Annotated in this window: 31 protein-coding genes, 1 tRNA gene and 2 pseudogenes; 16 read left to right on the top strand and 18 right to left on the bottom strand. The window is 58.1% G+C overall.

What is annotated here, in order from left to right; all coding sequences use genetic code 11:
* Positions 1-339: 339 nt before the first annotated feature.
* The gene (locus IEX53_RS04155; RefSeq protein ID WP_188821704.1) at positions 340-495 is read right to left on the bottom strand and encodes a hypothetical protein; all 156 of its coding nucleotides are present in this window, start codon (positions 493-495) and stop codon (positions 340-342) included.
* 215 nt (positions 496-710) lie between these two features.
* The gene (locus IEX53_RS04150; protein ID WP_188821703.1) at positions 711-866 is read right to left on the bottom strand and encodes a hypothetical protein; all 156 of its coding nucleotides are present in this window, start codon (positions 864-866) and stop codon (positions 711-713) included.
* A gap of 652 nt (positions 867-1,518) precedes the next feature.
* Between IEX53_RS04150 and IEX53_RS23760 the strand changes: the two genes are divergently transcribed.
* From IEX53_RS23760 to IEX53_RS24330, 3 genes are all read left to right on the top strand, one after another.
* Positions 1,519-1,734 carry a helix-turn-helix transcriptional regulator gene (locus IEX53_RS23760; protein WP_236016037.1) on the top strand — a complete coding sequence of 72 codons (216 nt, stop codon included), beginning with the start codon at positions 1,519-1,521 and terminating at the stop codon, positions 1,732-1,734.
* A 544-nt stretch (positions 1,735-2,278) separates the two neighbouring features.
* On the top strand, positions 2,279-2,566 hold the full coding sequence (locus IEX53_RS04145; protein WP_188821701.1) for a hypothetical protein: 288 nt from the start codon (positions 2,279-2,281) through the stop codon (positions 2,564-2,566).
* 345 nt (positions 2,567-2,911) lie between these two features.
* On the top strand, positions 2,912-3,100 hold the full coding sequence (locus IEX53_RS24330; protein WP_373288557.1) for an SH3 domain-containing protein: 189 nt from the start codon (positions 2,912-2,914) through the stop codon (positions 3,098-3,100).
* A gap of 465 nt (positions 3,101-3,565) precedes the next feature.
* Here IEX53_RS24330 and IEX53_RS04140 read toward each other — a convergent pair whose 3' ends face one another.
* Positions 3,566-4,471: a hypothetical protein gene (locus IEX53_RS04140; protein ID WP_210311618.1), complete on the bottom strand. Its 906-nt coding sequence runs from the start codon at positions 4,469-4,471 to the stop codon at positions 3,566-3,568.
* Positions 4,472-4,721: 250 nt separating this feature from the next.
* Here IEX53_RS04140 and IEX53_RS23755 point away from each other — a divergent pair, with 250 nt between their 5' ends.
* The 5 genes and pseudogenes from IEX53_RS23755 (at position 4,722) to IEX53_RS04115 (ending at position 8,989) form a co-directional block, all read left to right on the top strand.
* A complete protein-coding gene (locus tag IEX53_RS23755) occupies positions 4,722-4,943 on the top strand; it encodes a DNA-binding protein (RefSeq protein WP_236016017.1) in 222 nt (73 codons plus the stop codon).
* Between the two features lie 175 nt (positions 4,944-5,118).
* Positions 5,119-5,286: pseudogene (locus IEX53_RS04130) on the top strand (JAB domain-containing protein); the annotation flags it as partial.
* A 450-nt stretch (positions 5,287-5,736) separates the two neighbouring features.
* Complete coding sequence (locus IEX53_RS04125) at positions 5,737-6,375, top strand: PadR family transcriptional regulator (protein WP_188821699.1); 639 nt, start codon at positions 5,737-5,739, stop codon at positions 6,373-6,375.
* A gap of 405 nt (positions 6,376-6,780) precedes the next feature.
* Positions 6,781-7,584 carry an ATP-binding cassette domain-containing protein gene (locus IEX53_RS04120; RefSeq protein WP_188821850.1) on the top strand — a complete coding sequence of 268 codons (804 nt, stop codon included), beginning with the start codon at positions 6,781-6,783 and terminating at the stop codon, positions 7,582-7,584.
* Positions 7,585-7,729: 145 nt separating this feature from the next.
* Positions 7,730-8,989 carry an MFS transporter gene (locus IEX53_RS04115; protein WP_188821697.1) on the top strand — a complete coding sequence of 420 codons (1,260 nt, stop codon included), beginning with the start codon at positions 7,730-7,732 and terminating at the stop codon, positions 8,987-8,989.
* Positions 8,990-9,029: 40 nt separating this feature from the next.
* Here the strand turns inward: IEX53_RS04115 and IEX53_RS04110 are convergent, their stop codons facing one another.
* Entirely contained in the window at positions 9,030-9,332 is a 303-nt protein-coding gene (locus IEX53_RS04110; RefSeq protein ID WP_188821695.1) for a DUF1236 domain-containing protein, read from the bottom strand.
* Positions 9,333-9,492: 160 nt separating this feature from the next.
* Between IEX53_RS04110 and IEX53_RS04105 the strand changes: the two genes are divergently transcribed.
* From IEX53_RS04105 to IEX53_RS04095, 3 genes are all read left to right on the top strand, one after another.
* Positions 9,493-9,568, top strand: a tRNA-Thr gene (locus tag IEX53_RS04105).
* Between the two features lie 67 nt (positions 9,569-9,635).
* Positions 9,636-10,409, top strand: coding sequence for an NAD kinase (locus IEX53_RS04100; protein WP_188821693.1), 774 nt, complete (start codon positions 9,636-9,638; stop codon positions 10,407-10,409).
* 158 nt (positions 10,410-10,567) lie between these two features.
* The gene (locus IEX53_RS04095; RefSeq protein WP_188821692.1) at positions 10,568-12,052 is read left to right on the top strand and encodes a DEAD/DEAH box helicase; all 1,485 of its coding nucleotides are present in this window, start codon (positions 10,568-10,570) and stop codon (positions 12,050-12,052) included.
* Between the two features lie 386 nt (positions 12,053-12,438).
* On the opposite strand, the gene IEX53_RS04090 is transcribed toward IEX53_RS04095, so the two are convergent.
* Together IEX53_RS04090 and sufA are read right to left on the bottom strand one after the other, a co-directional pair.
* Positions 12,439-12,762, bottom strand: coding sequence for a TfoX/Sxy family protein (locus tag IEX53_RS04090; RefSeq protein WP_188821690.1), 324 nt, complete (start codon positions 12,760-12,762; stop codon positions 12,439-12,441).
* A 27-nt stretch (positions 12,763-12,789) separates the two neighbouring features.
* Positions 12,790-13,170, bottom strand: coding sequence for a Fe-S cluster assembly scaffold SufA (gene sufA / locus IEX53_RS04085; protein WP_188821688.1), 381 nt, complete (start codon positions 13,168-13,170; stop codon positions 12,790-12,792).
* A gap of 194 nt (positions 13,171-13,364) precedes the next feature.
* Here sufA and IEX53_RS04080 point away from each other — a divergent pair.
* Both IEX53_RS04080 and IEX53_RS04075 read left to right on the top strand, forming a co-directional pair.
* Positions 13,365-13,817 (top strand): annotated as a pseudogene (locus IEX53_RS04080) (Cif family virulence factor); the annotation flags it as partial.
* Positions 13,818-14,263: 446 nt separating this feature from the next.
* Entirely contained in the window at positions 14,264-14,863 is a 600-nt protein-coding gene (locus IEX53_RS04075; protein WP_188821684.1) for a transglutaminase-like cysteine peptidase, read from the top strand.
* A gap of 237 nt (positions 14,864-15,100) precedes the next feature.
* Here IEX53_RS04075 and IEX53_RS04070 read toward each other — a convergent pair whose 3' ends face one another.
* The 4 genes from IEX53_RS04070 to IEX53_RS04055 form a co-directional block, all read right to left on the bottom strand.
* Positions 15,101-15,478: a response regulator gene (locus IEX53_RS04070; protein ID WP_268902567.1), complete on the bottom strand. Its 378-nt coding sequence runs from the start codon at positions 15,476-15,478 to the stop codon at positions 15,101-15,103.
* 10 nt (positions 15,479-15,488) lie between these two features.
* On the bottom strand, positions 15,489-18,023 hold the full coding sequence (locus IEX53_RS04065) for a PAS domain S-box protein (protein ID WP_188821681.1): 2,535 nt from the start codon (positions 18,021-18,023) through the stop codon (positions 15,489-15,491).
* 181 nt (positions 18,024-18,204) lie between these two features.
* The gene (locus tag IEX53_RS04060) at positions 18,205-18,417 is read right to left on the bottom strand and encodes a tautomerase family protein (protein WP_188821679.1); all 213 of its coding nucleotides are present in this window, start codon (positions 18,415-18,417) and stop codon (positions 18,205-18,207) included.
* 27 nt (positions 18,418-18,444) lie between these two features.
* Positions 18,445-19,182, bottom strand: coding sequence for an SDR family oxidoreductase (locus IEX53_RS04055; RefSeq protein WP_188821677.1), 738 nt, complete (start codon positions 19,180-19,182; stop codon positions 18,445-18,447).
* Positions 19,183-19,313: 131 nt separating this feature from the next.
* Here IEX53_RS04055 and IEX53_RS04050 point away from each other — a divergent pair, with 131 nt between their 5' ends.
* Complete coding sequence (locus IEX53_RS04050; protein ID WP_188821676.1) at positions 19,314-20,207, top strand: LysR family transcriptional regulator; 894 nt, start codon at positions 19,314-19,316, stop codon at positions 20,205-20,207.
* 6 nt (positions 20,208-20,213) lie between these two features.
* On the opposite strand, the gene IEX53_RS04045 is transcribed toward IEX53_RS04050, so the two are convergent.
* Positions 20,214-20,747 (bottom strand): gamma carbonic anhydrase family protein, encoded by a 534-nt coding sequence (locus tag IEX53_RS04045; protein ID WP_188821674.1) that lies wholly within the window; start codon positions 20,745-20,747, stop codon positions 20,214-20,216.
* Between the two features lie 126 nt (positions 20,748-20,873).
* On the opposite strand from IEX53_RS04045, the gene IEX53_RS04040 reads away from it, so the two are divergent.
* On the top strand, positions 20,874-21,617 hold the full coding sequence (locus IEX53_RS04040; RefSeq protein WP_188821673.1) for a hypothetical protein: 744 nt from the start codon (positions 20,874-20,876) through the stop codon (positions 21,615-21,617).
* Positions 21,618-21,653: 36 nt separating this feature from the next.
* Here IEX53_RS04040 and IEX53_RS04035 read toward each other — a convergent pair whose 3' ends face one another.
* From IEX53_RS04035 to IEX53_RS04015, 5 genes are all read right to left on the bottom strand, one after another.
* On the bottom strand, positions 21,654-21,860 hold the full coding sequence (locus IEX53_RS04035) for a DUF3126 family protein (protein WP_188821671.1): 207 nt from the start codon (positions 21,858-21,860) through the stop codon (positions 21,654-21,656).
* A gap of 150 nt (positions 21,861-22,010) precedes the next feature.
* Positions 22,011-22,820, bottom strand: a complete 810-nt coding sequence (gene cysE, locus IEX53_RS04030; protein ID WP_373288549.1) for a serine O-acetyltransferase — start codon at positions 22,818-22,820, stop codon at positions 22,011-22,013.
* A 117-nt stretch (positions 22,821-22,937) separates the two neighbouring features.
* Complete coding sequence (locus IEX53_RS04025) at positions 22,938-23,708, bottom strand: alpha/beta fold hydrolase (protein WP_188821668.1); 771 nt, start codon at positions 23,706-23,708, stop codon at positions 22,938-22,940.
* A gap of 11 nt (positions 23,709-23,719) precedes the next feature.
* Positions 23,720-24,196 carry a DUF192 domain-containing protein gene (locus tag IEX53_RS04020; protein WP_188821666.1) on the bottom strand — a complete coding sequence of 159 codons (477 nt, stop codon included), beginning with the start codon at positions 24,194-24,196 and terminating at the stop codon, positions 23,720-23,722.
* A 318-nt stretch (positions 24,197-24,514) separates the two neighbouring features.
* Positions 24,515-25,096 carry a cold-shock protein gene (locus tag IEX53_RS04015; protein WP_188821664.1) on the bottom strand — a complete coding sequence of 194 codons (582 nt, stop codon included), beginning with the start codon at positions 25,094-25,096 and terminating at the stop codon, positions 24,515-24,517.
* A gap of 243 nt (positions 25,097-25,339) precedes the next feature.
* Between IEX53_RS04015 and IEX53_RS04010 the strand changes: the two genes are divergently transcribed.
* The gene (locus IEX53_RS04010) at positions 25,340-25,780 is read left to right on the top strand and encodes a VOC family protein (protein WP_188821663.1); all 441 of its coding nucleotides are present in this window, start codon (positions 25,340-25,342) and stop codon (positions 25,778-25,780) included.
* An 83-nt stretch (positions 25,781-25,863) separates the two neighbouring features.
* Here IEX53_RS04010 and IEX53_RS04005 read toward each other — a convergent pair whose 3' ends face one another.
* Positions 25,864-26,064: a hypothetical protein gene (locus IEX53_RS04005; protein WP_188821661.1), complete on the bottom strand. Its 201-nt coding sequence runs from the start codon at positions 26,062-26,064 to the stop codon at positions 25,864-25,866.
* Between the two features lie 117 nt (positions 26,065-26,181).
* On the bottom strand, positions 26,182-26,682 hold the full coding sequence (locus tag IEX53_RS04000) for a GNAT family N-acetyltransferase (protein WP_188821659.1): 501 nt from the start codon (positions 26,680-26,682) through the stop codon (positions 26,182-26,184).
* Position 26,683: the final 1 nt, after the last annotated feature.

The following is a 26,683-nucleotide window of genomic DNA, read 5'->3' as shown; positions in this document are numbered from 1 at the left end:
TCGCGTACTGGTTTCTGGTCGGCCCCATCGGAACCGCTCTCGCCGGCTATCCTCCCGGACGAAGATTGCTCCTGGGCGAAGGCTTGCCGACGGGCGTTTACTGGCAATGGCGCAAATAGTGCACCAGCCAGGCTTTCTTTAAAAGCCACATCGGCGTGAGCCTGCCTGAACCGGATTTCCGTGCCGATGGACCGAAACTGCGCATGCTGACCATGGCCGATGACGTAGTTGCTCCGCCCGTCGCGGTGAAACGCTTTGCGAACGAATGCCCCTAGGCACTTAACCGTGAAGCACCGTCCCGCTCGCTTTTCACGATCGACGCACGGGAGGGGCGGTGTGTTAGGCGGCCTTTGAGGCCTCGGGGTCAGCCAGCGCCACTACGTAAGCCTTAGCCTTCCTGCGTTTTTCGGGGTCTCCTATTTGCAAAAACGCCCTAACCAGTTCTCTGGCCTCTTTGGCCAACTCTAACGAATAAAAATTCTCGTCTTTTGCCATTTCGCCCTCCGAATTGTGCGCTAAAGTCGAGGGACTCAACACAGGACACCTATAGGTGTCAAATGGGAAATGAAATTATGCGTAACATTAGTTAACGCGCAGATGGGCCTTCTAGCTATAAGAAAAGGCGACCCGAAGGGCCGCCAATGTATCCAATGTATGTAGTATGCGACTCTTATGTAGTATGCGACTCTTATGAGTGCCTGGCGCACTCGTCACACATCGTTGAGGTTATTCTCAGCCTCAATGCGGGCCATATCTATGAAATAGACGAGCATTGTGAGGTTCTCGCTACGCGCGATTTGTAATAACTCTCGAAGCTCGCCCGCTATGAACACCAACTTATCTTTCCTGCTCGGCTCCTCAGCCATTTTCGCCCCCCTGTTAAATAAACGAAAGATAACGACATCCGCATTTAAGGATTCATTGGATGAAACAAGCAATAGGCAAAGCTTTTCAATTTAATAGTATAGCTACTTATGGGTGCATTTACCGATGAAAACTTTATTAAAAAGAAAGATGAAGACTGTTGTAAGCGAACTGCGAATGAGCGAAATCAGCTATGAGCTGCACGTAAACTGGAGGAATGCGCGATACCGAATGCTCGCTTTGCTGATCAACTGCGAGAAATCGCAGATCGTATCAACGAGTCGCCGCGCACGGATTTGCAGGTGTTTTTACGTCGCACGGCGCTGCGCCTGTGACTTAGCTGATTCTTGGTTTAATGGGCGTGTCGACCACGGCGTCGACGATCTGCTCCGTCGATTCTCATTTAAATAATCGAGCGATACGAGCCCGATCCGCTTACTCCGCCTATGTGCCGCATCCAATATCCATTTACCCGATGCTTCTTGGTAAGATCTTCCGTCGTATGCGGCACTTGATCATTATACGTGCAACAGCGTGAGCAATCTCACCAGTAACGGCACGACAGTGATCGGCTACACATGCGGAGCGGATCTCGCGCTAGCAACGGTAATAGAATGCCCATTTGGTTCATCTTTTATGGTAATCGGAGGCGATATGACGGAAAATAAATTTCTAACCCCAGAGGAAGTGACTGAGCGTTATCGTGGTGGAATCTCGGTGGGAACGCTTCGGAATTGGAGGGCGATGCGCGTTGGCCCTTCGTTCGTCAAGGTTGGGAAGACGGTACTCTATCCTATCAACGAACTCGATGTATGGGACGAAAAAAACAGAGTGCAGTGCCGTGCGTTAATTGGCTCGTCCAAAATATAGTAATCAACGGAATAAATACTGGGAGCGTATTTATTCATCCCCTACCCTGCTTAAACAATGGCGAATGTCTATATCTCTATCGGGTCCGGCAGAAATTGCGTAAAAATGGCGCCCACTTAGGCGCCATTTGCGGATATCTTAGCATCTATCCTTGGTGTATCCTACCCTTATAATATGTCTCCTCAGCCTCAATTATCACCATTCCGATAAAATAGCAGAGCATTTCAAGCTTTTCCCCTGCCGCCATTCTATGCAATTCCCGTAGCATTTCAGCGATGTATAATATTTTATCTTCCACACTCGGCACACTCATTACTTCCCCCATAAAAACAGAAAGTTTTCGACGAACTCATTAAAGGTTTCAGAATTCAGATTAAGCAATGTTCTATTTTTTTAGATAAAATTAACTTTATTTTTCAGTATATTAACTGATTAAGTCTTAAATAAAAAGCGAAGCGAACAGTAACAACCTATATAGTTAAAAACGGTTGCCGACTGCCAAAATCCAATTATGGTTTGCGAATTACCAGATTGAGGCGGGCACATGTCGAACAGCCGTTTTGTTAGTCAACTCCGCGAGACAGCGGATCGCGCCGACGCCTCTCCAGTCGAACTTCGGACTCTCCTCCGACGCGCGGCGCTCCGCTTAGACAATACGTCCGGCGTGGTGTTCGAACCGGCGGTCGAGGATATGCTCAGCCATGTCACTGGGGAACTCAAACTCGGACGCTCCGAATTCATTCAGCAGGTCGTACGGGAATGGCTGGAGAGGAATGCTTATTTGCCCGTCCACACACTTGATGAAGATGACGAGACCGCCGGAAGCGCTTAAATGGAAATTTGGTATCACATTGAGGCGATTATCTCCGCCGCGCTGCTTTTGATCTCGCTCCTCATGTTGGTGCAGACGTGGTTGGATGGATAGCCTGAGCCCCCCTATCACACCCTCGACTCCGCAACCCAGTTTTGGTTCACTACAACTCGCTTGGGGGAGCAAACCGTGGGAAAATCGAAGAACTTAATCATCGGAGCCCTGGCGCTTGGGCTCACTGGCGAAATCTTTGGTGACGACGAGCCCAGCATCTTGCCTCCACCTGAGCATGCCAAAGTGGCAGCGGGGCCATCGACATCAGCGCCCGCACCGCAACCGTCGCCAACAGCCGCTACGGTAACCTTCATGCGTGCCCCATCGCCAAGGCAGTTCGATGCGCGACCTCCCGTGGTCAATCAGCACCCGCACCTCGGCAAGCACCTATTTGTGTCAAAACGAGTCAATATGCGCTCAGAACCAACAACATCCTCTTCGATCCTTAGAAAGATCGATGCTGGCCAGACCGTTCAGGTGCTAAACCACCGCACAGGCTGATTCGGTGTATCCTATCAAAACCGCATAGGTTGGGTTTTCGAGGCGTTTCTGTCGGAGACTCCGCCCCCCCCCCAACAAAAGACAGCGCCGAAATCTCCGCCCCCACGGACAGGACCAAGAGCGATCCCGGCCCGCACCGCTGGCCAACCGGCGAGATCGCCTTATGTCGGCACCTGCGATTTCGCAATGGCCGACGATGCGGCGGTAGGAGCGCCTATAGCAGGCCTGGCGGCAGACACCCAGTTTGTTATTATTAGCCAATCGTCATTTACGTTAAACGGAAGCCCTGCTGTAAATTTGGGTTATTGAATGCACCCTCATCGATGGGAAGACCCTACCATTAGGGAACCCAGTGGATTACAATAAAATCTGTTGCTATGGCTGCGTAGCCCTCATTCTTTCCTCTTGCGCAAAAGCGCCGAGAGCACTTCAATAACGTATCCAGACTTCCTCAATCTCGCCAGCCTACCACCGCGAGGGCGCGAAGCCGTGATCGTCATCGTCACCAAATAGGCGCTCCGCCTCGAAGCGATCCTCGATGGCCTGTGGGGACTGGCGAGCCTCGCGCTGCGCCAAGTGCTCTCTGGTCCAAGCCAGAAAGGCCGACAATCTGGGGCTCGGCTCGGCAGGAACCTCGTTGACGAGCATGGCGAGGAGACGACGAAGCCGATCCAGTTCATCGAGTTCGGAGAGAACCGCCGCCAGTCCGGCGGTACGGCGGTCCTCAACATGTTTGATACGCGCTGCCAATTCGCGGCGACGACGCTCTTCCTCGATCCTTCGCTGCTCTGCTTCTCGCCTGAGCCGATCTTCAGTTTTCGCTGCAGCAAGCACCGCAAGGCCAACAGCGATATCACTAGCCATATTCTCCAGTCGCTGGACCTTGGCGTCGCGGAAGCTCCGGCGCGGCGCAGAGCCCCGAAAAACATACACCTGCTCGAATTCAAAGGAGAGTTGGCCGGTCGGATGGTGGTCCCATTCCGGAAAACGAGGCATGCCGAAGAAAACATCGTCCCAGGAGTTTCGCCTCGCTGCGCGATCCCTCTTTCGTTTCCAAGCCTCCTCCTTCGCCAACTCAGCATCGGTTAGTACGTGCTTCTCCCGCCTGATCGATTCTGTGATCGCGAAGCCGACGGTCTCAGTTTCGGATTTGAATTTCGCGAAGCCCTCGCCTGCGACGAGATCGAAGCCCTGGAGTGATGCTGCCCGGACAATCCGCGGTAAGGCGACGGCAAGACGGTCGATCGATGATGACGCCACCTCGCACTTGATGAGCCCAGGCCTGTCAGCAGCGACGATACCGATATCGGATGGCTTCGCCTTTCTGAGCGCGGCGAGCGTCCGCTCAATGACGGGGGTGAAGCGCGACATCGGAGATCGCGAACTCCTTTGCCAAATGCGTCAACGGCTTGGACCAGACGAGTTCGTAAAATTCTTCGCGCGTAAAAACCCGTGCCACAGCGTTTCCTTCGATGCTCTCCCTGTCTGCCTCCTCGGAGGGCCAATGCGAGCGCGGGCCGAGCCCCACGCGCCCGCAGAATCCTCTAAAGGCATCGCCTCGTATGATTGCCCGCCATAGTGCAACAACCTGTTGCACTATCACGGAAGCCTGGGAGAATTTATGTCTGTTGCTGTTTACCTGACGCTGGATGAAGTCATTGAACGCTATCGCAATCAGATCAGCGAGGGCACGCTGCGCAATTGGCGATCTAAGAGGTTCATCCCACCGTTCATCCATATCGGCAAAGCGGTTCTATACCCGGCGCTGGCAAAGCGTGTTGCAGCGAACGGGCCCGAACAGTGCTTCCAGAGAGGCACTTTCGCGATCTGCATTCTCCCGTAACCGTGGTTGCCACTGGAACTCGTGATCCTGCATGCGTTTCTGGAAGCAGGAAGGATCAGGCGGAATACGGCGTGATGGTCACAGAACGTCATTTGTTCCAGACACCAAACCCATACCCCACTCCATTCGTGACCTCGCATAACCTACTGATAAAGAAAGAATTATTTCTTTGTCTGTGTTGATCCACAATCACCCCTCCGGCGACCCTACCCCCTCCCGCGCCGATATCGCCATGACCAAGACCATCGTCGACATCGCCAAGGCGCTCAACATCACGGTTCATGACCATATCATCATCGGCAAGAACGGCCACGCGAGCTTCAAGGGGCTGGATTTGCTGTGAGCCGCAAGCGGTAAGGGAATAAGGGAATAAGGGAATAAGGGAATAAGGGAATAAGGGTGGCTGTCCCACTTTCCCTTTGCAATCCCTTTTAAGCGTTTCACGATTGGATGGAAACCGTTGCTACGGTGATCCCCTTCACCCTCGCCCTTCGAGGCTCGCTACGCGAGCACCTCAGGATGAGGGTGAAGGGGCGTCGGCGCTTCCAACAGCCTTTAGTTAGAGATGAAGAAAGCGGCGCTTCAGTAGCCCTCATGGTGAGGTGCGAATGGAGCGCAGCGGAATTCGCCTCGAACCACGAGGGCGCTTGGCGCTGATTCCATCAAAATATGAATGGCTCTAGCGGCTGTTCCTCTACTCACCCCTCCCCGATAGCACGTAAGATATATCTTGACCGGACAATCACGAAGAGTCATAAGATATATCTGTAGCTATAACTCATGGAGGTTTCTCATGCATCATGCTCATGATTTCCATCGCGACCCGCGCTTTTTTGCTGCCCGGCGTTTCGCCAAGCATTTTTCAGGCGCTTTCGAACGCGGCTTTGGCGGCGGCTTCGGGCGTTTCGTCGGGGATGGCGAATTGCGCCTCGTCGTGCTGGCCCTAATCGAAAAGGCGCCGCGCCATGGCTATGAGGTCATCAAGGCGCTCGAAGAGCATTCGAGCGGCTGCTACAGCCCGAGCCCAGGCGTGATCTATCCGACCCTCACCTATCTGGAAGAGACCGGCCATGCCGTCGCCAATCCCGATGGCAACAAGAAGGTTTATTCGATCACCGAGGAAGGCCGTCTTCATCTCAAGGAGAACCGCAAGATCGTGGACGCGGCGCTCGAGCGCATCCGCCTGATCGGCGAGCGCATGGCCCGTGCCCGGCAATGGTTCGAAGGCGATGAAGGGGGACGCGAGCGGGATCGCAACATTCCCGATGTTGCTCCGGAAGTGAATGAAGGCCGCCGCGCCCTCAAGGCGGCGCTAGCCGGACGGCTCGACGCGAGCGCGGAGACACAAGCCCGGATCGCTGCAATCTTGCAAAAGGCCGCGGAAGAGATCAAAGCGCTGCCGAAAGACCCGGATGAGATCGACCTGGGGTGAGGAGTGCTTTGAAAGCGCTAAACAAAAAACGTCGCGGGACAGAGAGAGGCGCTGTGCCGCGACGTTTTCATGAATAAGCCAAGGGAAAAAGCCCGACTAATCCGGCGGACTGCACGCAGCCCCGAACACGCAGCGATTGACGGAAGTGAGCGAAATGAATTTCTCGCTGTCGCGGCTCACTACCGCGGCGAAACCCAGGGCAAAAGCTGCAAACAACAGGCATATGCAAGCCAGCCGGATTACCATCAGGTTCTCCCTCTATCCGCCTGCCCCTCCTGATATCCTCCAACAAATCATCTTAACATGAAGTTCCCGGATGTGTTAACGAACCCCTGCCCTATCCTTAACAATTCACCAGCAAACGAGCCGAGCATGAGCTTTCTCAATCCCCGATCCACGACGGAAATGGCCCGGCAATCGGCGGGCATCGCTTCGGATGTGCTCTATGATCTGGATGCGGTGTCCTTCTCCGTTCCGGAACGGCAGCTTCTCCATCCGCTGACCCTCACACTGCCGGCGCGGCGCGTCATTGGGCTCATCGGCCATAACGGCTCGGGGAAATCCACTCTCATCAAGCTTCTCGCCCGCCAGCAGGAGCCGACCGGCGGCGAAGTGCGCTTCGAGGGAACGGCGCTGGCGGCATGGGGCGACAGATCGTTTGCGCGCAAGGTGGCCTATCTGCCGCAGCAGACGCCGCCCGCCTCGGGAATGCTGGTGAAGGAACTGGTGGCGCTTGGCCGCTATCCCTGGCATGGCGCGCTCGGGCGTTTCAGCAAGATCGACCGCGAGAAGGTGGACGAGGCGATCGAGCTTACCGATATCGCGCCCTTCGCCGACCGGCTGGTGGATACGCTCTCCGGCGGCGAGCGCCAGCGTGTCTGGCTCGCCATGCTGGTGGCGCAGGATGCGCAATGCCTGCTTCTCGACGAGCCGATTTCGGCGCTCGATGTGGCGCACCAGATGGAAGTGCTCTCGCTCGTGCATCGCCTGAGCAAGGCGAAGGGCATCGGCGTGGTAGTCGTGCTGCATGATATCAACATGGCCGCGCGCTTCTGCGACGAGCTGGTGGCGCTTCATTCCGGCAAGCTCATCGCGCGCGGAAAGCCGCAGGAGATCATGGTTCCCGAAGAGCTCCAGCGCATCTACGGCATTCCCATGGATGTGATTCCCCACCCGGTTTCGGGGCTCCCGGTCAGCTTCGTCAGATAGCCGGGAACTGTTTCGGGGTTGCAACTCCCCGCAATAGTTGTGATAATGGCTCGTTATGCCTGACGATTTTGGTCGGGGGGCGCAAACACCGGGGACGGGTGAGAGGGCAGCGAGCGCCGTGACGCAGCTGCCGGCGACTCGGACGGTGATAGCCTCCGTCCTGGGAAACGGGCTCGAATGGTTCGATTTCCTGAGCTACGGCCTGTTCGCCCAGTTGATCGCAAGCGTTTTCTTCCCTGAAACGGCGCCCAGCACTTCGCTGATCCTGGCCTTTCTCGTCTTCGCGGTGGGATTTGTCGTGCGGCCGCTGGGCGGCATTGTTTTCGGCCTCTATGCCGACCGCGCCGGGCGCAAGGCTTCCCTCTCCGCGATGATGGTGATCATGGCCGTGGGCAGCCTCATCCTCGCGCTCACCCCTTCCTATGAAAGCATCGGGGTTGCCGCGCCGCTTCTCGTCGTTGTCGCCCGCATCCTGCAGGGCCTTTCGGTGGGAGGGGAATTTGCCGGCTCGGCCGTTTTCCTGGTGGAACATGCCCCGCCGGGACGGCGCATGTTCTATGGCAGCCTGCAAATGTGCGCCCAAGGAGTGGGAATCCTCGCCGCCTCGGTCTTCGCCTTCGGGCTGGAAAGAAGCCTCGCTCCCGATCAACTCACGGAATGGGGATGGAGAATCCCCTTTTATGCGGGTGCGATTATCGGCCCGGTCGGGCTTTACCTGCGCTGGCGTATTGCCGAGACGCCTGAATTTACGGCGCAGCGCAAGCAAAAGCATAAAGCCTCCCTCCAGCACCTGCCCGAGCAAATGCCCGCCATCCTCTGCGGCATGGGCCTCGTCGCCGCGGGCACCTCCGTCAGCTATCTCTGGCACAGCTATCTCAGCGTCTATGCGGTGCGCGAACTGCATCTCACCCGGACGGACGCTTTCGTGGCGCTTTCCCTCTCCGGCATCGTCGGCATTTGCGTCTATCCGCTGGCCGGCTGGCTCGGCGACCGGATCGGTGCTTTCAAGGTTTTCTTCTGGGGCGCGGGCCTTTATGCGCTGCTCGCCTGGCCGCTTTATTCCTTCATCGTCGCCTCGCCGGATCTGTGGCATCTCCTCATCGCCGAATTCATCGCGAGCGTGCTTCTGGGGGCGATCATCGGATGCCATCCCGGCCTTCTGGCGGCACTCTTTCCGGTAAGCGTCCGCTCCACCGGCGTCGGGCTGTCCTACAATTTATCAGTGCTGCTTTTCGGCGGCCTCGCCCCTGCAACGGTAACATGGCTTATAGCGAAGACCGGCAGCCCCATGATGCCCGCAATCTACCAGATCGTCATCGTCACCCTCGCCATCGTACTTGTCGGCGCCCTTGGCTCCGTTCGCCGGAAAGCGCAACGTGCCAACGCAGCCGCACCGCCTCATTGAAGCAGGTACGGCTGCATTTGGGAGGATGATATTCAGGCGGTCAGTCCTGGAGATAAACGACCCTGCGGCTTTCCAACTGGACGATGACCGGCTCGCCGTTCACATAGATATAGCCATATCCCGGCGAGTCGGGGACTGGTCGAACTTCGACCGTCTCGGGGATGACATAGCCTGGGCTTATCTGCTCTTCGATGACGACGGGCTCGACGGGATGGGCGATGACATATTCGCGCACCGGCGGCGGCACTTCGGTGATGATGGCATCCTGGGCGGAAGCCGAGCCGGCCCCCGCGATCATGCCGGCGCCGAGCAATGCGGCGGATAGTGCAACTGAGATTTTCATGGCTACCTCTCCTGTTCGTTCCTTTGCACCCCCGGTACATCAGAACGGGGCAGCCCTATCTTGGTTCCGCGATTGAATGCCGTCCGGCAGACCGCATCATGCGTCTTACCCGAGAATTTCCATTTTACACTTCGCTCGATTATGCTAACTCGGTATCAGCGCCCTTGTAGCTCAGTTGGTAGAGCACCTGATTTGTAATCAGGGGGTCGGCGGTTCGAGTCCGTCCGGGGGCACCATTCCACTCCGCGCCGAATTCCCCTACACTATTCCCACGATACGATCCGCCAACCCGACGGGGAAACCATGAACCGGAAAATCAACGCCTTTTCGTTCATTTCCTCGGACTCGCGAGAATCGGTCGAGGCCGCCAAGCGGTTGGCGGTGCTCTACGGCCAGGAAAAGCCAGAAAATGCCGATGTGATCGTGGCACTGGGCGGCGACGGCCTCATGCTCCAGACGCTGCATGATTTCATGGATCTGCAAAAGCCGATCTACGGGATGAATCGCGGCTCCGTCGGCTTTCTCATGAACGCCTATCACGAAGATGGACTGCGCGAGCGCATCGAGGCAGCCCATGCCGAGACCATAAGGCCGCTGACCATGCGAGCGGAGACAAAAAGCGGAGAAATCGTCACCGCGCTGGCAATCAACGAGGTGTCGCTGCTGCGGCAGTCCTATCAGGCGGCGAAGATCAAGGTCAGCATCGACGACAAGACGCGGCTTGAGGAACTGATCTGCGACGGCGTGCTGGTGGCGACGCCTTCAGGCTCCACCGCCTATAATCTTTCGGCGCAGGGGCCGATCCTTCCGCTTGATTCGCCGCTGCTCGCCCTCACCCCGGTGAGTCCCTTCCGCCCTCGCCGCTGGCGCGGCGCGTTGCTGCCGAAAGATGTGACGGTGCGCTTCGATATTCTCGAAGAGGAAAAACGGCCGGTCAATGCCGTGGCTGACCATACGGAGGTAAAGTCCGTCATCTCGGTCACCATTCAGGAGGCCCGGGACAAGACGGCCACCATCCTGTTCGACGAGAACCATTCCTGGAACGAGCGGATTTTAACCGAGCAGTTTCTTTATTGAACACAAAGATACAGTGAAAGCTTATGAATTGAGCCATTTCGGTTGACTTTTGCGCAGGTGCGACGTAACGCGTTCCCAGTAAGTAAACACTTACTTATCAGTCGTGGGTTCTGACCGGATAGCGCGATGAACTTCAAAATGAGAGAGCTACGCTTCCATTGACCACCTTTGCCGATTTGGGCCTGTCTGCGAAAGTGCTCGCCGCTGTCGAAGCCGCGGGCTACACCACACCGACCCCCATTCAGGCCGGAGCCATTCCCTACGCGCTTGAACGCAAGGATGTTCTGGGTATTGCCCAGACGGGAACCGGCAAGACCGCTTCCTTCGTCCTGCCGATGCTGACGCTGCTGGAACAGGGCCGGGCTCGCGCGCGAATGCCGCGCACTCTCATCCTCGAGCCGACGCGCGAGCTTGCCGCGCAGGTCGAAGAGAACTTCGCCAAATATGGCGTCAATCACCGCCTCAACGTGTCGCTTCTGATCGGCGGCGTCTCCTTTGACGAACAGTTGCGCAAGCTGGAACGCGGCGCGGATGTGCTGATCGCCACGCCCGGCCGCATGCTCGATCATTTCGAGCGCGGCAAGCTGCTGCTGACCGGTGTGGAAATCCTCGTCATCGATGAAGCGGACCGTATGCTCGACATGGGCTTCATTCCCGATATCGAGCGCATCTGCAAGCTTATCCCCTTCACCCGCCAGACCCTGTTTTTCTCGGCCACCATGCCGCCGGAAATCACCAAACTGACGGAGCAGTTCCTGCACTCCCCCGCCCGCGTCGAGGTGGCGAAGGCCTCTTCGACCGCCATCACGGTGACGCAGCGCCTGGTCAAGTCGCCCAAGAAGGATTACGAAAAACGCGCCGTTCTGCGCGATCTTATCCGCGCCGAAGAGGCGGAACTGAAGAACGCCATCATCTTCTGTAACCGCAAGAAAGATGTGGCGGACCTCTTCCGCTCTCTGGTCAGGCACGAATTCGACGCCGGCGCTTTGCATGGCGACATGGACCAGCGCGCACGCATGACGATGCTGGCCAATTTCCGCGAGGGCAAGCTGAAGCTGCTGGTCGCCTCCGACGTCGCGGCGCGCGGTCTCGACATCCCTGATGTGAGCCATGTCTTCAATTTCGACGTGCCGATCCATGCGGAAGACTATGTGCATCGTATCGGCCGCACGGGCCGCGCCGGACGCTCCGGCAAGGCTTTCACCCTCGTCACCCCTACCGACACCAAATATCTGGCGGCAATCGAGAAAATGATCGGCGCAGACATCGAATGGCACGACGGCGATCTTTCGACGCTGCCGCCCGCAACGGAATCCGACGAAGCCCCGCGCCGTGGCCGCAATGCACGCGGCAAGCCAGGCGAGCGCAAGGGCAGGGAAAAAAGCCGTCCCAAGGTTGAGGCGGAAAGCCCTCAGCCCGACGTGGAAATTCCTGATTTCTCCGACATCGAGGCTCCTGCCCCGATCCGCACGGAAAAGCCCCACCGCGAAGCGATCAAGCGCAACAATGAGGAGCGTCGCGGCAGGCCGCAATTCGAGCAGGACCGCCGCAGGCGCAACTATCGCGACCAGGACGACGAACCCGCACCACTCGGCTTCGGCGACGACATTCCTGCGTTCATGCTGATCGACGCGAAGATCTAAGCGTCCCGTTCATTCTTGGGCTTGACCCAAGAATCTACGACGGGCCTGCCTTGGCTTTCAGAACGGTAATTGGCTTTTCCTTTGCGGTGGCTGGAGCATTTCACTTTTTGATGGAAACGGTCGCACATTCTTCCTCGATGAGGCAGAACAGCTGTTGAGGCATGGATTCCTGTGACAAGCACAGGAATGACGACTGCCTTGCTGTTGGCGGTCATTCTCCGACCTCTCCGCTTGCAAGAGCGGTCCTTGATAGCACGGAAAAATCTCCATCCCGTCATTCCTGTGCTTGTCACAGGATCCATGCTTCAACAGTTCCGCTAAGCAACGGTGCCAATCGGAATTCAGGCGATTCCATCAAAACATGAACGGCTCTAAGCCCCCTCGCCTTACTTCCCCTTCCTCACCGCCGCCTCATAAGCGCGGCGGGCCCACTCCTTCATGATGTCGGGATCGTCGAGCGCGTCGCCCGGAAGGCTCCAATAGGGCATGGCGACAGGCTTGGACCGGTTCTTGCCGATATAGGTCCATTGCGCACATCCCGCCTCCTCGAAGAGATGAGCCGAGACTTCATCTGCCTTGAGAAGGATTTCGCCATTATATTCGATGGCGATGATCAGTCCGTCGCGATAGATGCCCTTGCCGCCGAAGAGCCGCTTGATCCGGATGGGTCCAAGCGAGGCGAAGAGATCATGGATATCGTCGTCATCCATCGAAGCGCGGGCTTCCGGTAAATTTCGTCAAGCCGCGCTGCGTGCCTGTTCCAGCCGTTCCGGCGAGGCAGGCTTCAGTTCCACCGATTCGCCGCAGCCGCAGGCAGAGGTCTGGTTCGGATTGTGGAAGGTGAAGCCCGTGCGAAGCGTCGTGGTTTCGAAATCCATCTGCGTTCCCAGCAGGAAAAGCACGGCCTCCGGTGCGATGAAAACCCGCGCGCCATCCTTCTCGACCAGATCATCCTTGGGATTGGGCTCGGTCACCAGGTCGATCGTATATTCCATGCCCGCGCAGCCGCCCTTCTTAACGCCGACGCGAATCCCTTGGGCGCCATCGCGGCCCTCGACGATCTCGCACACACGTGCGGCAGCAGCATCGGAAATGGTCATGACTGCAAAACGGCCCATATCTGTCTCACTTCTTAAAATGCTGCGCGCATGATCCCCGATAAAAGATCACCGCTTCGCCTTGAATTATAGATAGTGTTGTACCACCATCATGGCAATAGACCAACCATGCCTGTCTTGGGAGGGCTGAAATGGCATCACACAATACCGTCATATCGCTTGCCTGTTGCGCGGCGTTTCTGCTCACCGCCCTGCCCGGTCAGGCGCAGGAGGAAGATACCGGCCCGCTCGCCGGATACATGGACGATCGCAGTTCGCCGGAGGCGCTGATCCGTTCCTATTACAACGCGGTCAACCGCAAGGAATATGCCCGCGCCTACAGCTATTACTCCGAGGAAGGGCGCGAGCCTGATTTCGCCACCTATGCCAAGGGCTATGCGAACACGAAGTCCGTGACCATCGCGCTCGGCAACGCGCAAGCGGATGGCGCCGCCGGGTCGATCTATTGGAGCCTGCCGCTGGCGGTCAAATCCGTTTCGACTGAAGGCAAGGAGCAGGTCTTCACCGGCTGCTACACGCTGCGGCTCGCGAGCCCCGCCAACCAGGCGATGCCGCCCTACCAGCCGATGAGCATCATGACCGGCTCCCTCACCCCATCGGAAAAATCGCTCGAGGAGAGCGTGCCGGAACAATGCGAAACGCCGTAGCAGCCAGCTTCCCTATCTGCACATCTTGATGGAATCGCCTGGAACTATTTCCTCGTTGTGGTGGTGGAACGGTTGAGGCATGGATTCCTGTGACAAGCACAGGAATGACGGCAGGTTGGCTGTTTCGGCTTATTACCACGTCTGCGCTTCGCAAACGGTACTCAGTAAAAAATCCTCTCCCCCTTTATTCCTGTGCTTGTCACAGGAATCCATGCCTCGACGCTCAACCCGCCGCACTGTTAAAACATATTAATCTGAAGTGGGTGACTTCGCGCGCCACTTCATAACCGGCCATTCAAATTACTTAATTGAGTTTTACTTGAAAATTTAAAATTTGAAGCGAATTTTATACTTGTTTTCTCTGCTTTTTATTTGTATTTTGCTATCAATATTCGCGTGACCTAAAACTATGCATGTCATTGTGGCGTCAATTGGAGATGACGCACATGGCATTCAGAGCAGCACTGGCGGGGGTTTTTCTTTTGATCGGCATGGGGGCTGCCCAGGCGGCACAGACTGTTTCACCCTGGATGAACGTTGGCGAGCGTACGACGCAGCCGATCGGGCATTATGAATTCTGTCAGCGTTATACCGATGAGTGCAGCATCGTCAGCAAGGCGGACAAGCCCGTCACGCTGACCAAGGAGCTGTGGGGCAAGGTCATCGAAATCAACAACCAGGTCAACACCAGCATCGAGGCGCGCACGGACATGGAAATGTGGGGCAAGCCGGAAGTCTGGTCCTACCCCACGCAATATGGCGATTGCGAGGATTACGCCCTGTTGAAGCGCAAGCTCCTGGCTGAAGCCGGCGTTCCCATCAGCGATTTGCTGATCACCGTCGTGCGGCAGACGAATGGCGACGGCCACGCTGTGCTCACCATGCGGACCGATCGGGGCGATTTCATCCTGGATAATCTGGAGCCGCGCGTCCTGGTCTGGAACCAGACGGAATACCAATATCTCAAGCGTCAATCGACCCGCCACACGGGCGTGTGGGTTTCGATCGACGACGACCGTCAGGTTCTGGTCGGCAGCATTCAGTAGTTACTCAGGTTCCGGAGAAAAGCGCTTCGCATTCATCCGGACCTATCAGGAATAAGGCGCAAGCCTTATGCGGCAACCCGGTCGTGTCCCCCACCCGTCCCCAATGACCGGGTTCAGGAGCCGGCCCCTCCCCAGGGGTCGGCTCCTACGTTTCTGGCCCGCGTTTCCCGGCAAATAGCCTTTATTCCAAGCAAAATGGTTTTATTGCCATGTGCCGGCACCGGCAATTCGGTCACGCTATACGCGGCCTGTAACGTTTAACAGAGCTTTTTCTAAATCGGCGGCGATGAACGGTTTTGTCAGGATTGGCGTCCCGGCATAGTTGGGATCCAGACCACTAGGGCCGTAGCCGGATGCGAAAATCATCGGGATGCCACGCTCCCTAAGCACATCGGCGATGGGGTAGCTGGGCTCCCCATCCAGATTAACGTCGAGGATAGCCACGTCGAACGAACCAGTCCGAGCCAAGTCGAGCGCGGGCGTGAGGCGCGAAGCCATCGCAGCCACCTCATGGCCCATATCCAAGAGATTGTCCTCAATCAACATACTGACAAGAGCTTCATCCTCCACAATAAGGACTCGAAGTGGTTTAAATTCGGGATGTGATCCGTCCAAAATTATCCTCTCACTTAATCGCTATTTGAATGTCGCACACAACGCCGCTGGTCAAGAAGGACAACTCGACCTGGGCGCCCAGTTCACGCACCAGCGCCTGCTCAAGAAGGCGCGTCCCAAACCCTTTTTCCTGCGGTTCTTTCACGGGAGGCCCCCCCTCTTCCGACCAATGAAGTTGCAAGCGCGGCTCACCATGCAAGCTCGGAATTTCCCAGCGGATATTAACGCGCCCGGCATCGTTGCAAAGCGCCCCATATTTCGCTGCATTCGTGGCCAGTTCATGGAAAGCTAGCGACAGGGAAAGAGCTATCTTCGGGCGCAAGCGGACCTGCGGACCTGACATGCTGATGCGGCTTAAAGGGTCTGCGCACATTGGCGTGACCGCCTCTTCCACCAGTTCGCGAAGCTCCACGTCTCCCCAGTGTTCGCGGGTGAGAACGTCATGGGCGCGGGAAAGCGCGATGAGCCTGCTTTCGAAACGATGGTAGGCGGAACTGCGGTTGTCGCCGCGGAATGTTTGCGCGGCAAGCGACTGGACAGTGGCCAGCGTGTTCTTCACCCTGTGGTTCAGTTCGTTGATAAGCAGCTGGCGACGTTCTTCCTGACGGCGCCGTTCGGTGATATCGCGCGATATGCCGGAGGCTCCGACGATATGGCCCCATGCGTTTTTCAGCGGGGACACGGTCAGAGATACATCGACAAGCGTTCCATCCTTTCGCATGCGCACGGTCTCGTAGTGGCTGACATGCTCGCCACGCCGGATTTTATCGAGGATGATGGTCTCTTCATCGGGACGATCCGGCGCCAGCAACATGGTGATGGGTTGGCCAATCGCTTCGCTCGCTTCATAACCGTAGAGCTGTTCCGCTCCCTTGTTCCAGCTCTGGATGATGCCTTGTATATCCTTGCTTAAAATCGCATCGTCCGAAAATTCCACGATCAAAGCGAGAAGCTGGGCATATTCTTCCGCCTTTTTCCGCTCTGAGATATCGACCAACATGTTGATCGCTCCGATAAGCTTGCCATCGGCATCGCGCAGCGGAGTGGGATAGGGAATAAAGGGGATGCGCGTTCCATCGGGCCGTTCGGCGATTGCCTCGACCCCGCGGATCCGCCGCCCCTCCTTCAACGCAACCGCCATCGGGCATTCCTCATGGGGAAGCGGCGTCCCGTCGATGTTATACAGGCGCCAGGTCACGCACCATTTTTCACCCGGCTGCGGCGTCCGGCCTGCCATCTCCACGGCAGCCTTATTATAGAAGGTAATGACCCCGTCCGCATCCGTCGTATATACAGCGGCGGGCAATGCTTCCAGCAAATCACGCATTTGCTGTTCGCTTGCACGCAGCCGGTCCTCGTTGATCTTCGCCTCGGTCACGTCCTGAATGACACGGACCCCATACCGGAAGTTACCCTCGCGATCGCGCACGGACGAGCTATGGACGTCAAGGTAGATATACTTGCCGTCCGGCCTGATTGCGCGTTTGCGGATCGAATATCCGTTGATCTCACCTGCGACCTGTTTCGCGTAACAAACGGCGTCCTGCTCCTGATCCTCCTGACCGGTATAGTCCAGGAAGTTCATCGTCAGCAGCTCTTCCCGCGTGCGTCCCAATATCTGGCAGATCGCGTCATTCGCACGCAGGATATTCCCATCGGCCCCAACTTCGGTAATTCCGACCGTCGCGGCTTCATAGGTCGCGGCCAGCCGCTCGTCGCTCTCGTGCCGCGCGCTCTCCGCCTCGTAAATAGCGGTGACATCGGTTGTGAAACACCGGGTGTTCTTGAACCTGTTGCCCTCGAAACGCCCGTTCGAGGTGATCAGGACGTGTTTGATGGTTCCGTCCTTCGCACGCAACCGGGCTGGGTAGCGAACGAGATCCTGTCCGCTGGTGAGCCGTTTCAGAATGTCGCCAATCACCTCCGCGTCCGCATGAAACTCCGCAATCGGCCGGCCCACATATTCCTCAGCCAAGTATCCCAGAAGGTCCAGTTCCGCCTTGTTGGCGCGCTGGATGATCCCGTCTCTGCTGACGATGTGAAGCCCTATCGCGGCGTTCTCGAAAAAATCCTCGAGATCTTCGGCGCTGCGGTGAAGTTCGTCCTCGATTCTCTTGCGTGCGGAAATATCCTGAAAGCAGTTGATTGCGCCCTGTATCTCGCCACGCGGCCCCCTGAGGGGCCGAATATTCACGAGCGCCCAGATGCGAGAGCCATCCGGCCTTTCTATCATGACCTCTGCGTTGCGGGTCACAGTGCCGGCACGGACTGCATCCGCCATGGGGCACTCCTCATGAAGAAGCAATGTGCCGTCTGGGAGGAAAAGCCGGTGCGAACCGCAAAACAGGTCTCGAGGGCCATCCGGTGCGGGCGCCCTGCCCCAAGCTTCGGCGGCCTCCGCGTTGTATCGAACGACCCAGCCCTCATGATCGCAGATATAGACCGCGCCGGGCACCGCATCCAGGACACTCGGCGCAGCCGCCAGCAGCGCTTCATATTCCGACAAACCTGGTAAGGCAGTTGGAAAACTTTCAACATTTGACATCGGCTGGTGCCACCCCTCGAGCAGGCCACGTTCGAACAGTTCATAACGAGTGATTATATAAAGAGTTCCACCAGCGTTTTATGCTTTTTCAGACGAACCAATCAAATATTCGAGGGCAGCCGTGAAAAGGCGATGCTTTCGCGGCGCCGGATCGCTGCCACCCTCGCGGAATTCGCTTAAATCAATCCTTCGCCCTGTATTCATCGGGGATGACGAACACTTCGTCCGCGCGGCCATAGCCGCCATCGGGCACTTCTTCGATCAGAACCATGGTATGCGGACGGGCTGCTTCGCTAAAGAAGCCGACGACCAGTTCAGTCGTCTTGTGGATCAGTTCTTCCTTCTGCGCCTTGGAAAGCGCGGCCTGTGGCACTTTGTAATTGACGAAAGGCATTTCTGTACTCCTTTGTTGAGATCCGGATCAGACCATGCCGCCATTGACGCGGATGGTCTGGCCATTAACCCAGCGGCCATCGGGACCTGCGAGGAAAGCGACGGCGTCGGCGATATCGTCGGGCTGGCCAAGGCGGCCGAGCGGGATCGACCGGGCAATATTGGCCACCAGTTCTTCGGTTTTGCCGTGCATGAACAGTTCGGTCTCGACCGGGCCCGGCGCGATGACATTGACCGTGATCCCGCGCGATCCGAGTTCCTTCGAGAGAATATGCGTCATGGCCTCGACGGCGGCTTTCGTTGCGGCATAAAGGCCGTATCCCGGCGGATAGGCGCCGATGACGCTGGTGGAGAGGCTGATGATGCGCCCGCCGTCGCGCAGACGCTTCGCGGCTTCCCGCATTCCGTAGAACACCCCGCCCAGATTGACGGCGATGTGATCGTTGAAATCCGCATTCGTAGCGTTTGCCAGCGGGGAGAGCCGCATCATGCCGGCATTGTTGACGATAACATCAACCGGGCCGAACGCGGCTTCCGCGGCATCGAACAATGCCGGCACGGCGGATGGATCGCCCACATCGCCCTGCACCGCGATGGCCTTGCCGCCGGCCTTCTCGATTTCCTCGACCACGCTACGGGCCGCGGACTCGCCACGCGCGTAATTCACCACCACCGCCGCGCCGTCCGCCGCCAGCTTAAGGGCGATGGCCGCGCCGATGCCCTTGCTTGCGCCCGTGACGATTGCGGTCTTGTTTTCCAGTTTCATGTCAACCTCCTTGAGCATTTTCCAGTCGCATCAATGCGGCTGGAACCATGGGTTGACCTGTAGATAGAGGGTGAAGGCGGCGGGATAATCACCCTTTCGCGGGCAAGAAAATTCGGCTAGTCCGAACAATCATGGATCGTCTCGATGCAATGCGCCTTTTCGTCCGGGTTATCGACCGCCGAAGCTTCACGGCGGCGGCGGCAGACCTCGGCCTTCCGCGTTCGACGGCGACCGAGGCGATGCGGCGGCTGGAGAGCGATCTGGGCAGCCGCCTGCTGGAGCGCACCACGCGCCATGTCGCGCCGACACCCGATGGCGAAGCCTATTACCAGCGCTGCCTGTCGATCCTCGCCGATATTGACGAAGCGGAAAACGCGCTGCGCGGCGGCGTTCCGGCGGGGGTGCTTCGCATCGACGCGCATGGCGTGCTGACCCGCTCATTCCTGCTGCCGCGCCTGCCGGAATTCCTCGATGCCTTCCCGCAGATCGTGTTGCATATCGGCCAGGGCGACCGGCTGGTCGATATGGTACGCGAGGGTGTGGATTGTGTCATCCGCGCGGGCGAGCCTGACGATAGCGGTATGATCATGCGCAAGCTCCCCTCAATCCCCGAAATGACTTGCGCCAGCCCGGAATATTTGAAGCGGAACGGCGTTCCGGCTACGCCGGACGATCTCGAAGGCCACCAGATGGTCGGCTTCGTCTCCTCGCGAACGGGCCGGGTAATGCCGCTGGAATTCGAAACCGCCGAAGGCGTGCGTGAGATAACGCTTCCCTGCCGCCTGACCGCCAACGAAGCCGAAACCAACCACCATCTGGCGCGGATGGGCTATGGCATCATCCAGGCGCCGCGCTACCGTTTCCGCGAGGATATCGAGCGGGGGATCCTGGTCGAGGTACTTCCCGATTATCCGCCCCCGCTCCTTCCGCTCGCAGCCTTTTATCCGCAGAACCGCCAATTATCGCCGCGCGTCAGGGTGTTTCTGGATTGGGTGGTGGGCGTGTTTGAGAAGGCGAAGCTGTAAGAGCGACTATTCGCTCACGATTTCCAAACCGCGCATAAACCGCCGCCCATTCTCCACATAGTGCCACGCGGAGAGCTTCAACTGTTCGATTACCGTTTCATCAAGCGTGCGAGCGACCCGCGCGGGCTGGCCGATGATCAGCGAATTGTCGGGGAACTCCTTGCCTTCGGTGACGAGCGCGCCCGCACCAACAAGCGAGTTTTTGCCGATTTTCGCGCCATTCAGCACGATTGCACCGATGCCGATGAGGCTATTGTCGCCCACCGTACAGCCATGCAGCATGGCGCGGTGGCCGATGGTGCAGCCTTCGCCGATAGTGAGCGGATAGCCCATGTCGGTGTGAACAACCACATGCTCCTGCACATTGGTGTCGCGCCCAAGGGTGATGAATTCATTGTCGCCCCGCAATACGACGCCGAACCATAAGCCCACGCCCTGCCCTATCCGCACCTTGCCGATAAGTGTAGCGTCGGGTGCGATCCAGTTCGTTTCACGGTCCTCGAATTCCGGCTGATGGCCGTCGAGCGCATAAATGGGCATGGGTTTCTCCCCTTCGGTGTTGCCGCCATGATGACCGAGCCATGGCCGTACCGCAAGTTTCACGGGGTATTAACCATAAAGCCTAATATTAGACGCGAACTCGATCAGGCGGTCAGGGCGGACCCGATGCAAAGCGCGGAAGAGACAGGACTTGTCGCGACGGAAAGCCGCCTGTTCACGCGCATTTTTTATGTTTTCGTCGGCCTTGCCGTGCTTTCCGCGCTGATCAATTTCGGCGGGCGATATCTGGGTCCCATCATCGCCATGGGCGGGCATACGGACGACGCGACCATGCGCGAGATCGTCATAGGGAACGACGTCTTGCGTCTCCCCTCGAACATGATCCGCTTTCCAGCGCAACGGCGCGACGGTATCGCAAATCGCGTCGATCTTTATCTGAAATGGCCTGAGATGGCGGGATACAGTGCCGAAACGCGCAATGACTTCAATTTCGCCACCGCGAAACGGCAATTGCTGTTCCTCTCGATAGAAAGCCGCACCATGTCGCGCGACATGTCGGGCCGCTATCAGCCGATCTATTCCACCTTGATCGAACAACCGGGAAAAGCCGGCCCCACCGGGCTGGCCATTCATACGCTTCGCGCCGACAGCGGCTATACGGATGAGGAATTGGTGGTTTCTTCGGCAGAGAACGGCCCACCCGCGTTCGTCGCGCGCTGCCTCAATGAGAATGCGGCGAAAGGGATGGCTGCGCCTTGCGAGCGGGACATTCATTTCGGCAAGGACCTGCAGCTTCTCTACCGCTTCCCGCGCGATCTCCTGAGCAACTGGCGCGCGCTTGACGAGGCCGTCAAAACATTTGCGGCGGGCCATCTCGCCGATGCCCCAACCGCTGCGGGTAAATCATGATCCTGGCCCGATGACCGGCAAGATCATGCCCCCGCCCTAGAGATCGACGTCAAGAATAGCCATCGAGAAATTATAGGAAAGCTCGCCATCCTCCTCATCCTTGTAGATGAGGCCAAGGAATTCATCGTCAAGATAAAGCTCACAGGAATCGTTCTTCCTCGGGCGAGCCTTCACTTCCAGTCCGGGATTCTTGAAGACACGTTTGAAATAGGCGTCGAGTTTTCGCAGTTCTTCGGGTTTCAAACGGATTCTCCTGATTTCTTGTTGGAGGCGGGTTGTGACATGCGGCGTCCCGCCCTGTAAAGCCCGGATGGCGATTGTCACCGGATTTGAGCATGATCCCAAAAAGTTGCAGACTTTTTGGACAAGATCATGCGGCTAAAAATCAATCGCTCAATCGATCAGCTGGTCCATCGCGCGGGCGGGTTCCGCGCAGCCGCTTTCGCCTAGGATGCGCGCGGGAACGCCCGCCACCGTCACATTGCTTGGCACGGGCTTGACCACCACCGAGCCCGCGGCCACCTTGGAGCACGGCCCGACTTCGATATTGCCGAGAATCTTGGCCCCTGCCCCAAGCAGCACGCCCTCCCTGATCTTCGGATGACGGTCGCCGCCGGCCTTGCCGGTGCCGCCGAGCGTCACGCCATGCAGGATGGAAACATTGTCCTCGATGACCGCCGTCTCGCCGACAACGAGCCCGGTGGCGTGGTCGAGGAAAATGCCGGTGCCGAGCCGAGCCGCCGGGTGAATATCGGTCTGGAACACCGAAGAGGAGCGGCTTTGCAGGTAATAGGCGAAGTCCTTGCGCCCTTCCTTCCAGAGCCAATGGGCGAGCCGGTGCGTCTGGATGGCATGGAAGCCCTTGAGATAGAGCACCGGATCAACGAAGCGATGGCAGGCGGGATCACGGTCATAGAAGGCCTGGATGTCGACGCGCAGGATGCCCGACCATTCGGGGAGCGCGCGTTCCATCTCGGCAAAGGTCTGGCGCAGGATACCGGCGTCGAGGTCCGCATGGCCCAGCCTTTCGGCGATGCGATGGCTCACCGCCTCCTCAAGGCTCTGCTGGTTCAGCACCGTAGACTGGAGAAAAGCGGTCAGGAGCGGATCGCGCAGCGCGGCTTCCTCAGCCTCGGCGCGGATGGAAGCCCAGATCGGATCCACCTGTTCGATGGATTTCACCAGCTTGGCGGTATGGTGCATTCTCAAAACTCCCAATCCTGGCAGATTGTCTTACCCATCCGCCACAAGATAGAGCAAATTGCTTTGCTTGACACATCAATTCGGCTGAACGCAGCCTTTAACGGTCAGCATAGGGCCTCAAATGGGGTTTTCCTGCAAAAATTCCAGAACCGCACGCTTGAATACCCGGTCGCCCACGGCAAGCATATGGTCCCGGTCCGGTATGTCCAGCGCCTGGCCGTTAGGCAGCAGAACCGCCAGTTCATGCGGATTGCCGCCGATATCGTCCTTGGTGCCCACCGCCACCAGCGCAGGCTGGGCGATGCGTCCGACGGCCTCCGCACTTAGCTCCACTTTCGAAGTCAGCACGCAGGCGGCAAGCGCAATGCGGTCGCTCTTCGTCTGGTCGGCGAATTTGCGGAACATCAGCCCGCGCGGATGGGTGATCGTCGCGGGATCGTCGGCCAGAAGCGCCTCGTGGATCGGCTCCCAATTGCCCGCTCCGGTGACCATGCCGATGCCGAGGCCGCCGAAAATCACATCGTGGACTCGGGAAGGATGCTCCAGCGCCATGAAGGCCGCGATGCGCGCGCCCATGGAATAGCCCATGACATGCGCGGTCCCGATGCCAAGATGATCGAGCAGCGCCGCCGCATCCCCGGCCATCAGGCTTGGCGTGTAGTCGGAGGGCTCGTGGCTCTTGTCCGATTCGCCATGGCCGCGATTGTCGATGGCGATAACCCGGTATCCCGCTTCCGTCAGCGTCTGGAACCAGCCCGGTCCGACCCAATTGACATGAGCAGATGAGGCGAAGCCATGGATCAACAGGATGGGCTCGCCCTCGCCCGCCTCGCGAAACGCAAGACGTCGTCCATCATGCTCGAAAGCGAAGATATCAGGGGAAGTCATGGCAATCCTTTCTACTCGCCGCACTGTCCGCAAATGGCGGGATGGCGCACATGCTCGCCAATGGCAAGCCCGAGCCGCTTGGCGGTGCCGGCGCGCAATTCGACGACAAAGGCAACCGGCACGATTGAGGAGATGATCGCCTCGGAGAACGGCTCGGTGTTCTCGCGAATCGTGGCGACGGAGCCGTCCTTGGTAAGGAACACCATGTCGAGCGGCAACGGCGTGTTCTTCATCCACATCATCACCGGCTGCGTCTCATTGAAGACGAACAGCATGGCGCGGTTTTCCGGAAGATCGGTCCGGTACATCAGCCCGCGCATCCGCTCGGGATCGGTGTCGGCGATTTCCACCTCGAGGGATTTCTTGCCCTTCGCTGTCTCGAAAACCAGCGGATGAGCATCGACCGCCAGCCGCATCGGCTCGATCCGTTGGGCATGTGCGGGGAGAACGAAGAGAAACAGAAGGAGGATCGCGGCGAGGCGCTGCATGGGACTGGTCCGTTGGACGGTTGGGATGTGCGCAGCTTTCGCCCATCGCCCGGCGCGCGTCAATGACGGCTGTGCAATCTTTCGATAGACCACCCTTCGGCACCATTCCATTTTGATGGCGCCGCGAGACACCCCCTCTACCCTGCCGGGCATCTCCCCCTCAAGGGGGGAGATTGGCTGACACGGCTAGCTGGCCTTATCCTGCGACGTTTGAGATCGGTGCAAAGCGTCTATGAAGGCGAATCTCCCCCCTTGAGGGGGAGATGTCCGGCAGACAAAGGGGAGGGCTGCCCGGCCAATGTCTGTCCAGCAAATACGTTAATGCGACACGGGAAACTGCGTGCCGATATCCGGATGCACTTCGGCCGCCATCAGGCCCTTTTCGCCCGTGCCGTAGCGGATAAGCACCACCTGGCCGGGGCGCAATTCGGTCAGGCCGAAGCGGCGCAGCGTTTCCATGTGGATGAAAATGTCTTCCGTACCCTCGCCGCGCGTCAGGAAGCCGAAGCCTTTGGTGCGGTTGAACCATTTGACGATGACGCGCTCAAGCCCGCTCGACGGCACCACGGTCACATGGGTTCGCTGCGGCGGCAGTTGCGCCGGATGGACTGCGGTGGAATTGTCCATCGAGACAACGCGGAAGCATTGCAGCCCGCGATCGCCATACTTGACCTCGCAGACCACGCGCGCGCCCTCGAGCGCCGTCTGGAAGCCGTCCCGGCGCAGCGACGTGACGTGCAGCAGGATATCGGAAAGACCGGGCCGGTCGGGCACAATGAAGCCGTAGCCCTTGGCGACGTCGAACCATTTGATCGAGCCCGACACCTCAAGAAGATCAACGATCTCCTCGGAAGATACGCTGCCAAGGAACTGGTCCTTCGACATGGATTTGTCCGCCATAGCGCCAGTCCCCTCCTTTCAATCTTGGTGAAATTTACATTGATTCTCAACTTGAGAATAACACTTCACCGGCGCGGCGGAGCAAGGCCCTACTTCCGATTATTAACCGGATACCACAGACTTTATTCTTCCCATTGTTTCATCCGCGACAGGCGCGAATGCGATATACCAAGCTGTAACGGGTTGCGATTCAGCCACCCCCGCCCTAATCAAAAAGACCACCCACAGACAAGAGGAGCCGACATGCGCTATCTGCACACCATGGTCCGAATCCGCGATATCCAGGAATCGCTGGATTTCTACGTCAACAAGTTCGGTCTCGAGGAAATCCGCCGCGTCGAAAACGAGAAGGGCCGTTTCACGCTGATCTTCCTCGCTGCGCCCCAGGATAAGGAGCGCTCCGTCGCCGAGCGGGCGCCGGAACTGGAGCTGACCTATAATTGGGATCCGGAAGAATATACCGGCGGGCGCAATTTCGGCCACCTCGCCTATGAAGTCGACGACATCTACGCCACCTGCCAGCGGCTGATGGACAAAGGCGTGACGATCAACCGCCCGCCGCGCGACGGGCACATGGCCTTCGTCCGCTCGCCGGACGGCATTTCCATCGAGCTGCTCCAGAAAGGCGAGCGCCTCGCCCCGCAGGAGCCCTGGGCATCCATGCCGAATACGGGAAGCTGGTAAACGCGGGTGAATGGTGAATAGTAGAATAGTGAATGGGGTGCAAATTCCATTCACTATTCACATTTTCGCCATTCACTACCCCCTCATTTCACCGCTTGGGTGACCCGCGCCGGCTTGATTCCGATCGCCCTTTGCAAGGTGTCGATGTTTTCCTTCACGAAGAAGGTCAAATCCGGCGTGGTGGTCACCAGATGTGCGCCGTGGCCATAGGCGTTGTAGGACACGACATGGTCGAAATTGACCGCGAAGCGCTCGCCGTTGACGTCTGTCAGTTCAATCCACATGTTCTCTTCCCCTTCTGCTTGCCCCGGCGCGGGTTCCGCATAATTGCCGGAAGACCATGCGGCCGGGACCATAAGTAGAATAGAACAAAGACAGCGCGAAACAATCCTTATTCAGGATCAATATTTGTCTCGCTCCGCACCCAGAACCATCTCCATCCGCACCTTTTCGATGTTCCTGCCAAGGCTGTCGGACCAGCCCTGCCCGCGCCAGACGACCTCGAAGCCGCAGCGCTCATAAAGACGGATGGCGGGGAGATTGCGGGCGTGCGTATCGATGCACGCCCTCGTGTAGCCGGCGAGCACGATCTCGGCCAGCATCGCGTCCATCAGAGCGAGACCGATGCCGCGCCGGTGAAAGGAAGGGTCGATCCATAGGTCCGAGATATAATCGGCATCCAGATCCCGCGCGCCCCAGCCCAGCACGATGCCCGCCGTTTCGGCGATCAGGATGCGCGGATAGAATTCATCGGCAAAGGCGCGAAACACCTTTTCCACCCGCGCGCAGACGCCCGGCTCGCTGGCTTCTGGCTCGAACTGTGTGAAGGAAGAAACCCAGGCGCGGCGTCCGACGGCGGCGATTGCGGCCCTATCGCCGGCAACCGCCCGCCGGATTTCCATA

It is taken from the genome of Paramesorhizobium endophyticum, from assembly GCF_014640615.1.
GTDB classification, from domain to species: Bacteria; Pseudomonadota; Alphaproteobacteria; order Rhizobiales; family Rhizobiaceae; genus Paramesorhizobium; species Paramesorhizobium endophyticum.
Note: the sequence above shows the minus strand (reverse complement) of the source record. Positions and strands in the feature narration are given on the sequence as shown.

Bases quoted from the DNA above. Each gene is read 5' to 3' on its own strand.
- IEX53_RS04155 (WP_188821704.1), bottom strand. From the start codon at position 495: ATGGCAAAAGACGAGAATTTTTATTCGTTAGAGTTGGCCAAAGAGGCC.
- IEX53_RS04150 (WP_188821703.1), bottom strand. From the start codon at position 866: ATGGCTGAGGAGCCGAGCAGGAAAGATAAGTTGGTGTTCATAGCGGGC.
- IEX53_RS23760 (WP_236016037.1), top strand. From the start codon at position 1,519: ATGACGGAAAATAAATTTCTAACCCCAGAGGAAGTGACTGAGCGTTAT.
- IEX53_RS04145 (WP_188821701.1), top strand. From the start codon at position 2,279: ATGTCGAACAGCCGTTTTGTTAGTCAACTCCGCGAGACAGCGGATCGC.
- IEX53_RS24330 (WP_373288557.1), top strand. From the start codon at position 2,912: ATGCGTGCCCCATCGCCAAGGCAGTTCGATGCGCGACCTCCCGTGGTC.
- IEX53_RS04140 (WP_210311618.1), bottom strand. From the start codon at position 4,471: ATGTCGCGCTTCACCCCCGTCATTGAGCGGACGCTCGCCGCGCTCAGA.
- IEX53_RS23755 (WP_236016017.1), top strand. From the start codon at position 4,722: ATGTCTGTTGCTGTTTACCTGACGCTGGATGAAGTCATTGAACGCTAT.
- IEX53_RS04125 (WP_188821699.1), top strand. From the start codon at position 5,737: ATGCATCATGCTCATGATTTCCATCGCGACCCGCGCTTTTTTGCTGCC.
- IEX53_RS04120 (WP_188821850.1), top strand. From the start codon at position 6,781: ATGGCCCGGCAATCGGCGGGCATCGCTTCGGATGTGCTCTATGATCTG.
- IEX53_RS04110 (WP_188821695.1), bottom strand. From the start codon at position 9,332: ATGAAAATCTCAGTTGCACTATCCGCCGCATTGCTCGGCGCCGGCATG.
- IEX53_RS04100 (WP_188821693.1), top strand. From the start codon at position 9,636: ATGAACCGGAAAATCAACGCCTTTTCGTTCATTTCCTCGGACTCGCGA.
- IEX53_RS04090 (WP_188821690.1), bottom strand. From the start codon at position 12,762: ATGGATGACGACGATATCCATGATCTCTTCGCCTCGCTTGGACCCATC.
- sufA (WP_188821688.1), bottom strand. From the start codon at position 13,170: ATGGGCCGTTTTGCAGTCATGACCATTTCCGATGCTGCTGCCGCACGT.
- IEX53_RS04075 (WP_188821684.1), top strand. From the start codon at position 14,264: ATGGCATTCAGAGCAGCACTGGCGGGGGTTTTTCTTTTGATCGGCATG.
- IEX53_RS04065 (WP_188821681.1), bottom strand. From the start codon at position 18,023: ATGTCAAATGTTGAAAGTTTTCCAACTGCCTTACCAGGTTTGTCGGAA.
- IEX53_RS04060 (WP_188821679.1), bottom strand. From the start codon at position 18,417: ATGCCTTTCGTCAATTACAAAGTGCCACAGGCCGCGCTTTCCAAGGCG.
- IEX53_RS04055 (WP_188821677.1), bottom strand. From the start codon at position 19,182: ATGAAACTGGAAAACAAGACCGCAATCGTCACGGGCGCAAGCAAGGGC.
- IEX53_RS04050 (WP_188821676.1), top strand. From the start codon at position 19,314: ATGGATCGTCTCGATGCAATGCGCCTTTTCGTCCGGGTTATCGACCGC.
- IEX53_RS04045 (WP_188821674.1), bottom strand. From the start codon at position 20,747: ATGCCCATTTATGCGCTCGACGGCCATCAGCCGGAATTCGAGGACCGT.
- IEX53_RS04040 (WP_188821673.1), top strand. From the start codon at position 20,874: ATGCAAAGCGCGGAAGAGACAGGACTTGTCGCGACGGAAAGCCGCCTG.
- cysE (WP_373288549.1), bottom strand. From the start codon at position 22,820: ATGCACCATACCGCCAAGCTGGTGAAATCCATCGAACAGGTGGATCCG.
- IEX53_RS04025 (WP_188821668.1), bottom strand. From the start codon at position 23,708: ATGACTTCCCCTGATATCTTCGCTTTCGAGCATGATGGACGACGTCTT.
- IEX53_RS04020 (WP_188821666.1), bottom strand. From the start codon at position 24,196: ATGCAGCGCCTCGCCGCGATCCTCCTTCTGTTTCTCTTCGTTCTCCCC.
- IEX53_RS04015 (WP_188821664.1), bottom strand. From the start codon at position 25,096: ATGGCGGACAAATCCATGTCGAAGGACCAGTTCCTTGGCAGCGTATCT.
- IEX53_RS04010 (WP_188821663.1), top strand. From the start codon at position 25,340: ATGCGCTATCTGCACACCATGGTCCGAATCCGCGATATCCAGGAATCG.
- IEX53_RS04005 (WP_188821661.1), bottom strand. From the start codon at position 26,064: ATGTGGATTGAACTGACAGACGTCAACGGCGAGCGCTTCGCGGTCAAT.
- IEX53_RS04000 (WP_188821659.1), bottom strand. From the start codon at position 26,682: ATGGAAATCCGGCGGGCGGTTGCCGGCGATAGGGCCGCAATCGCCGCC.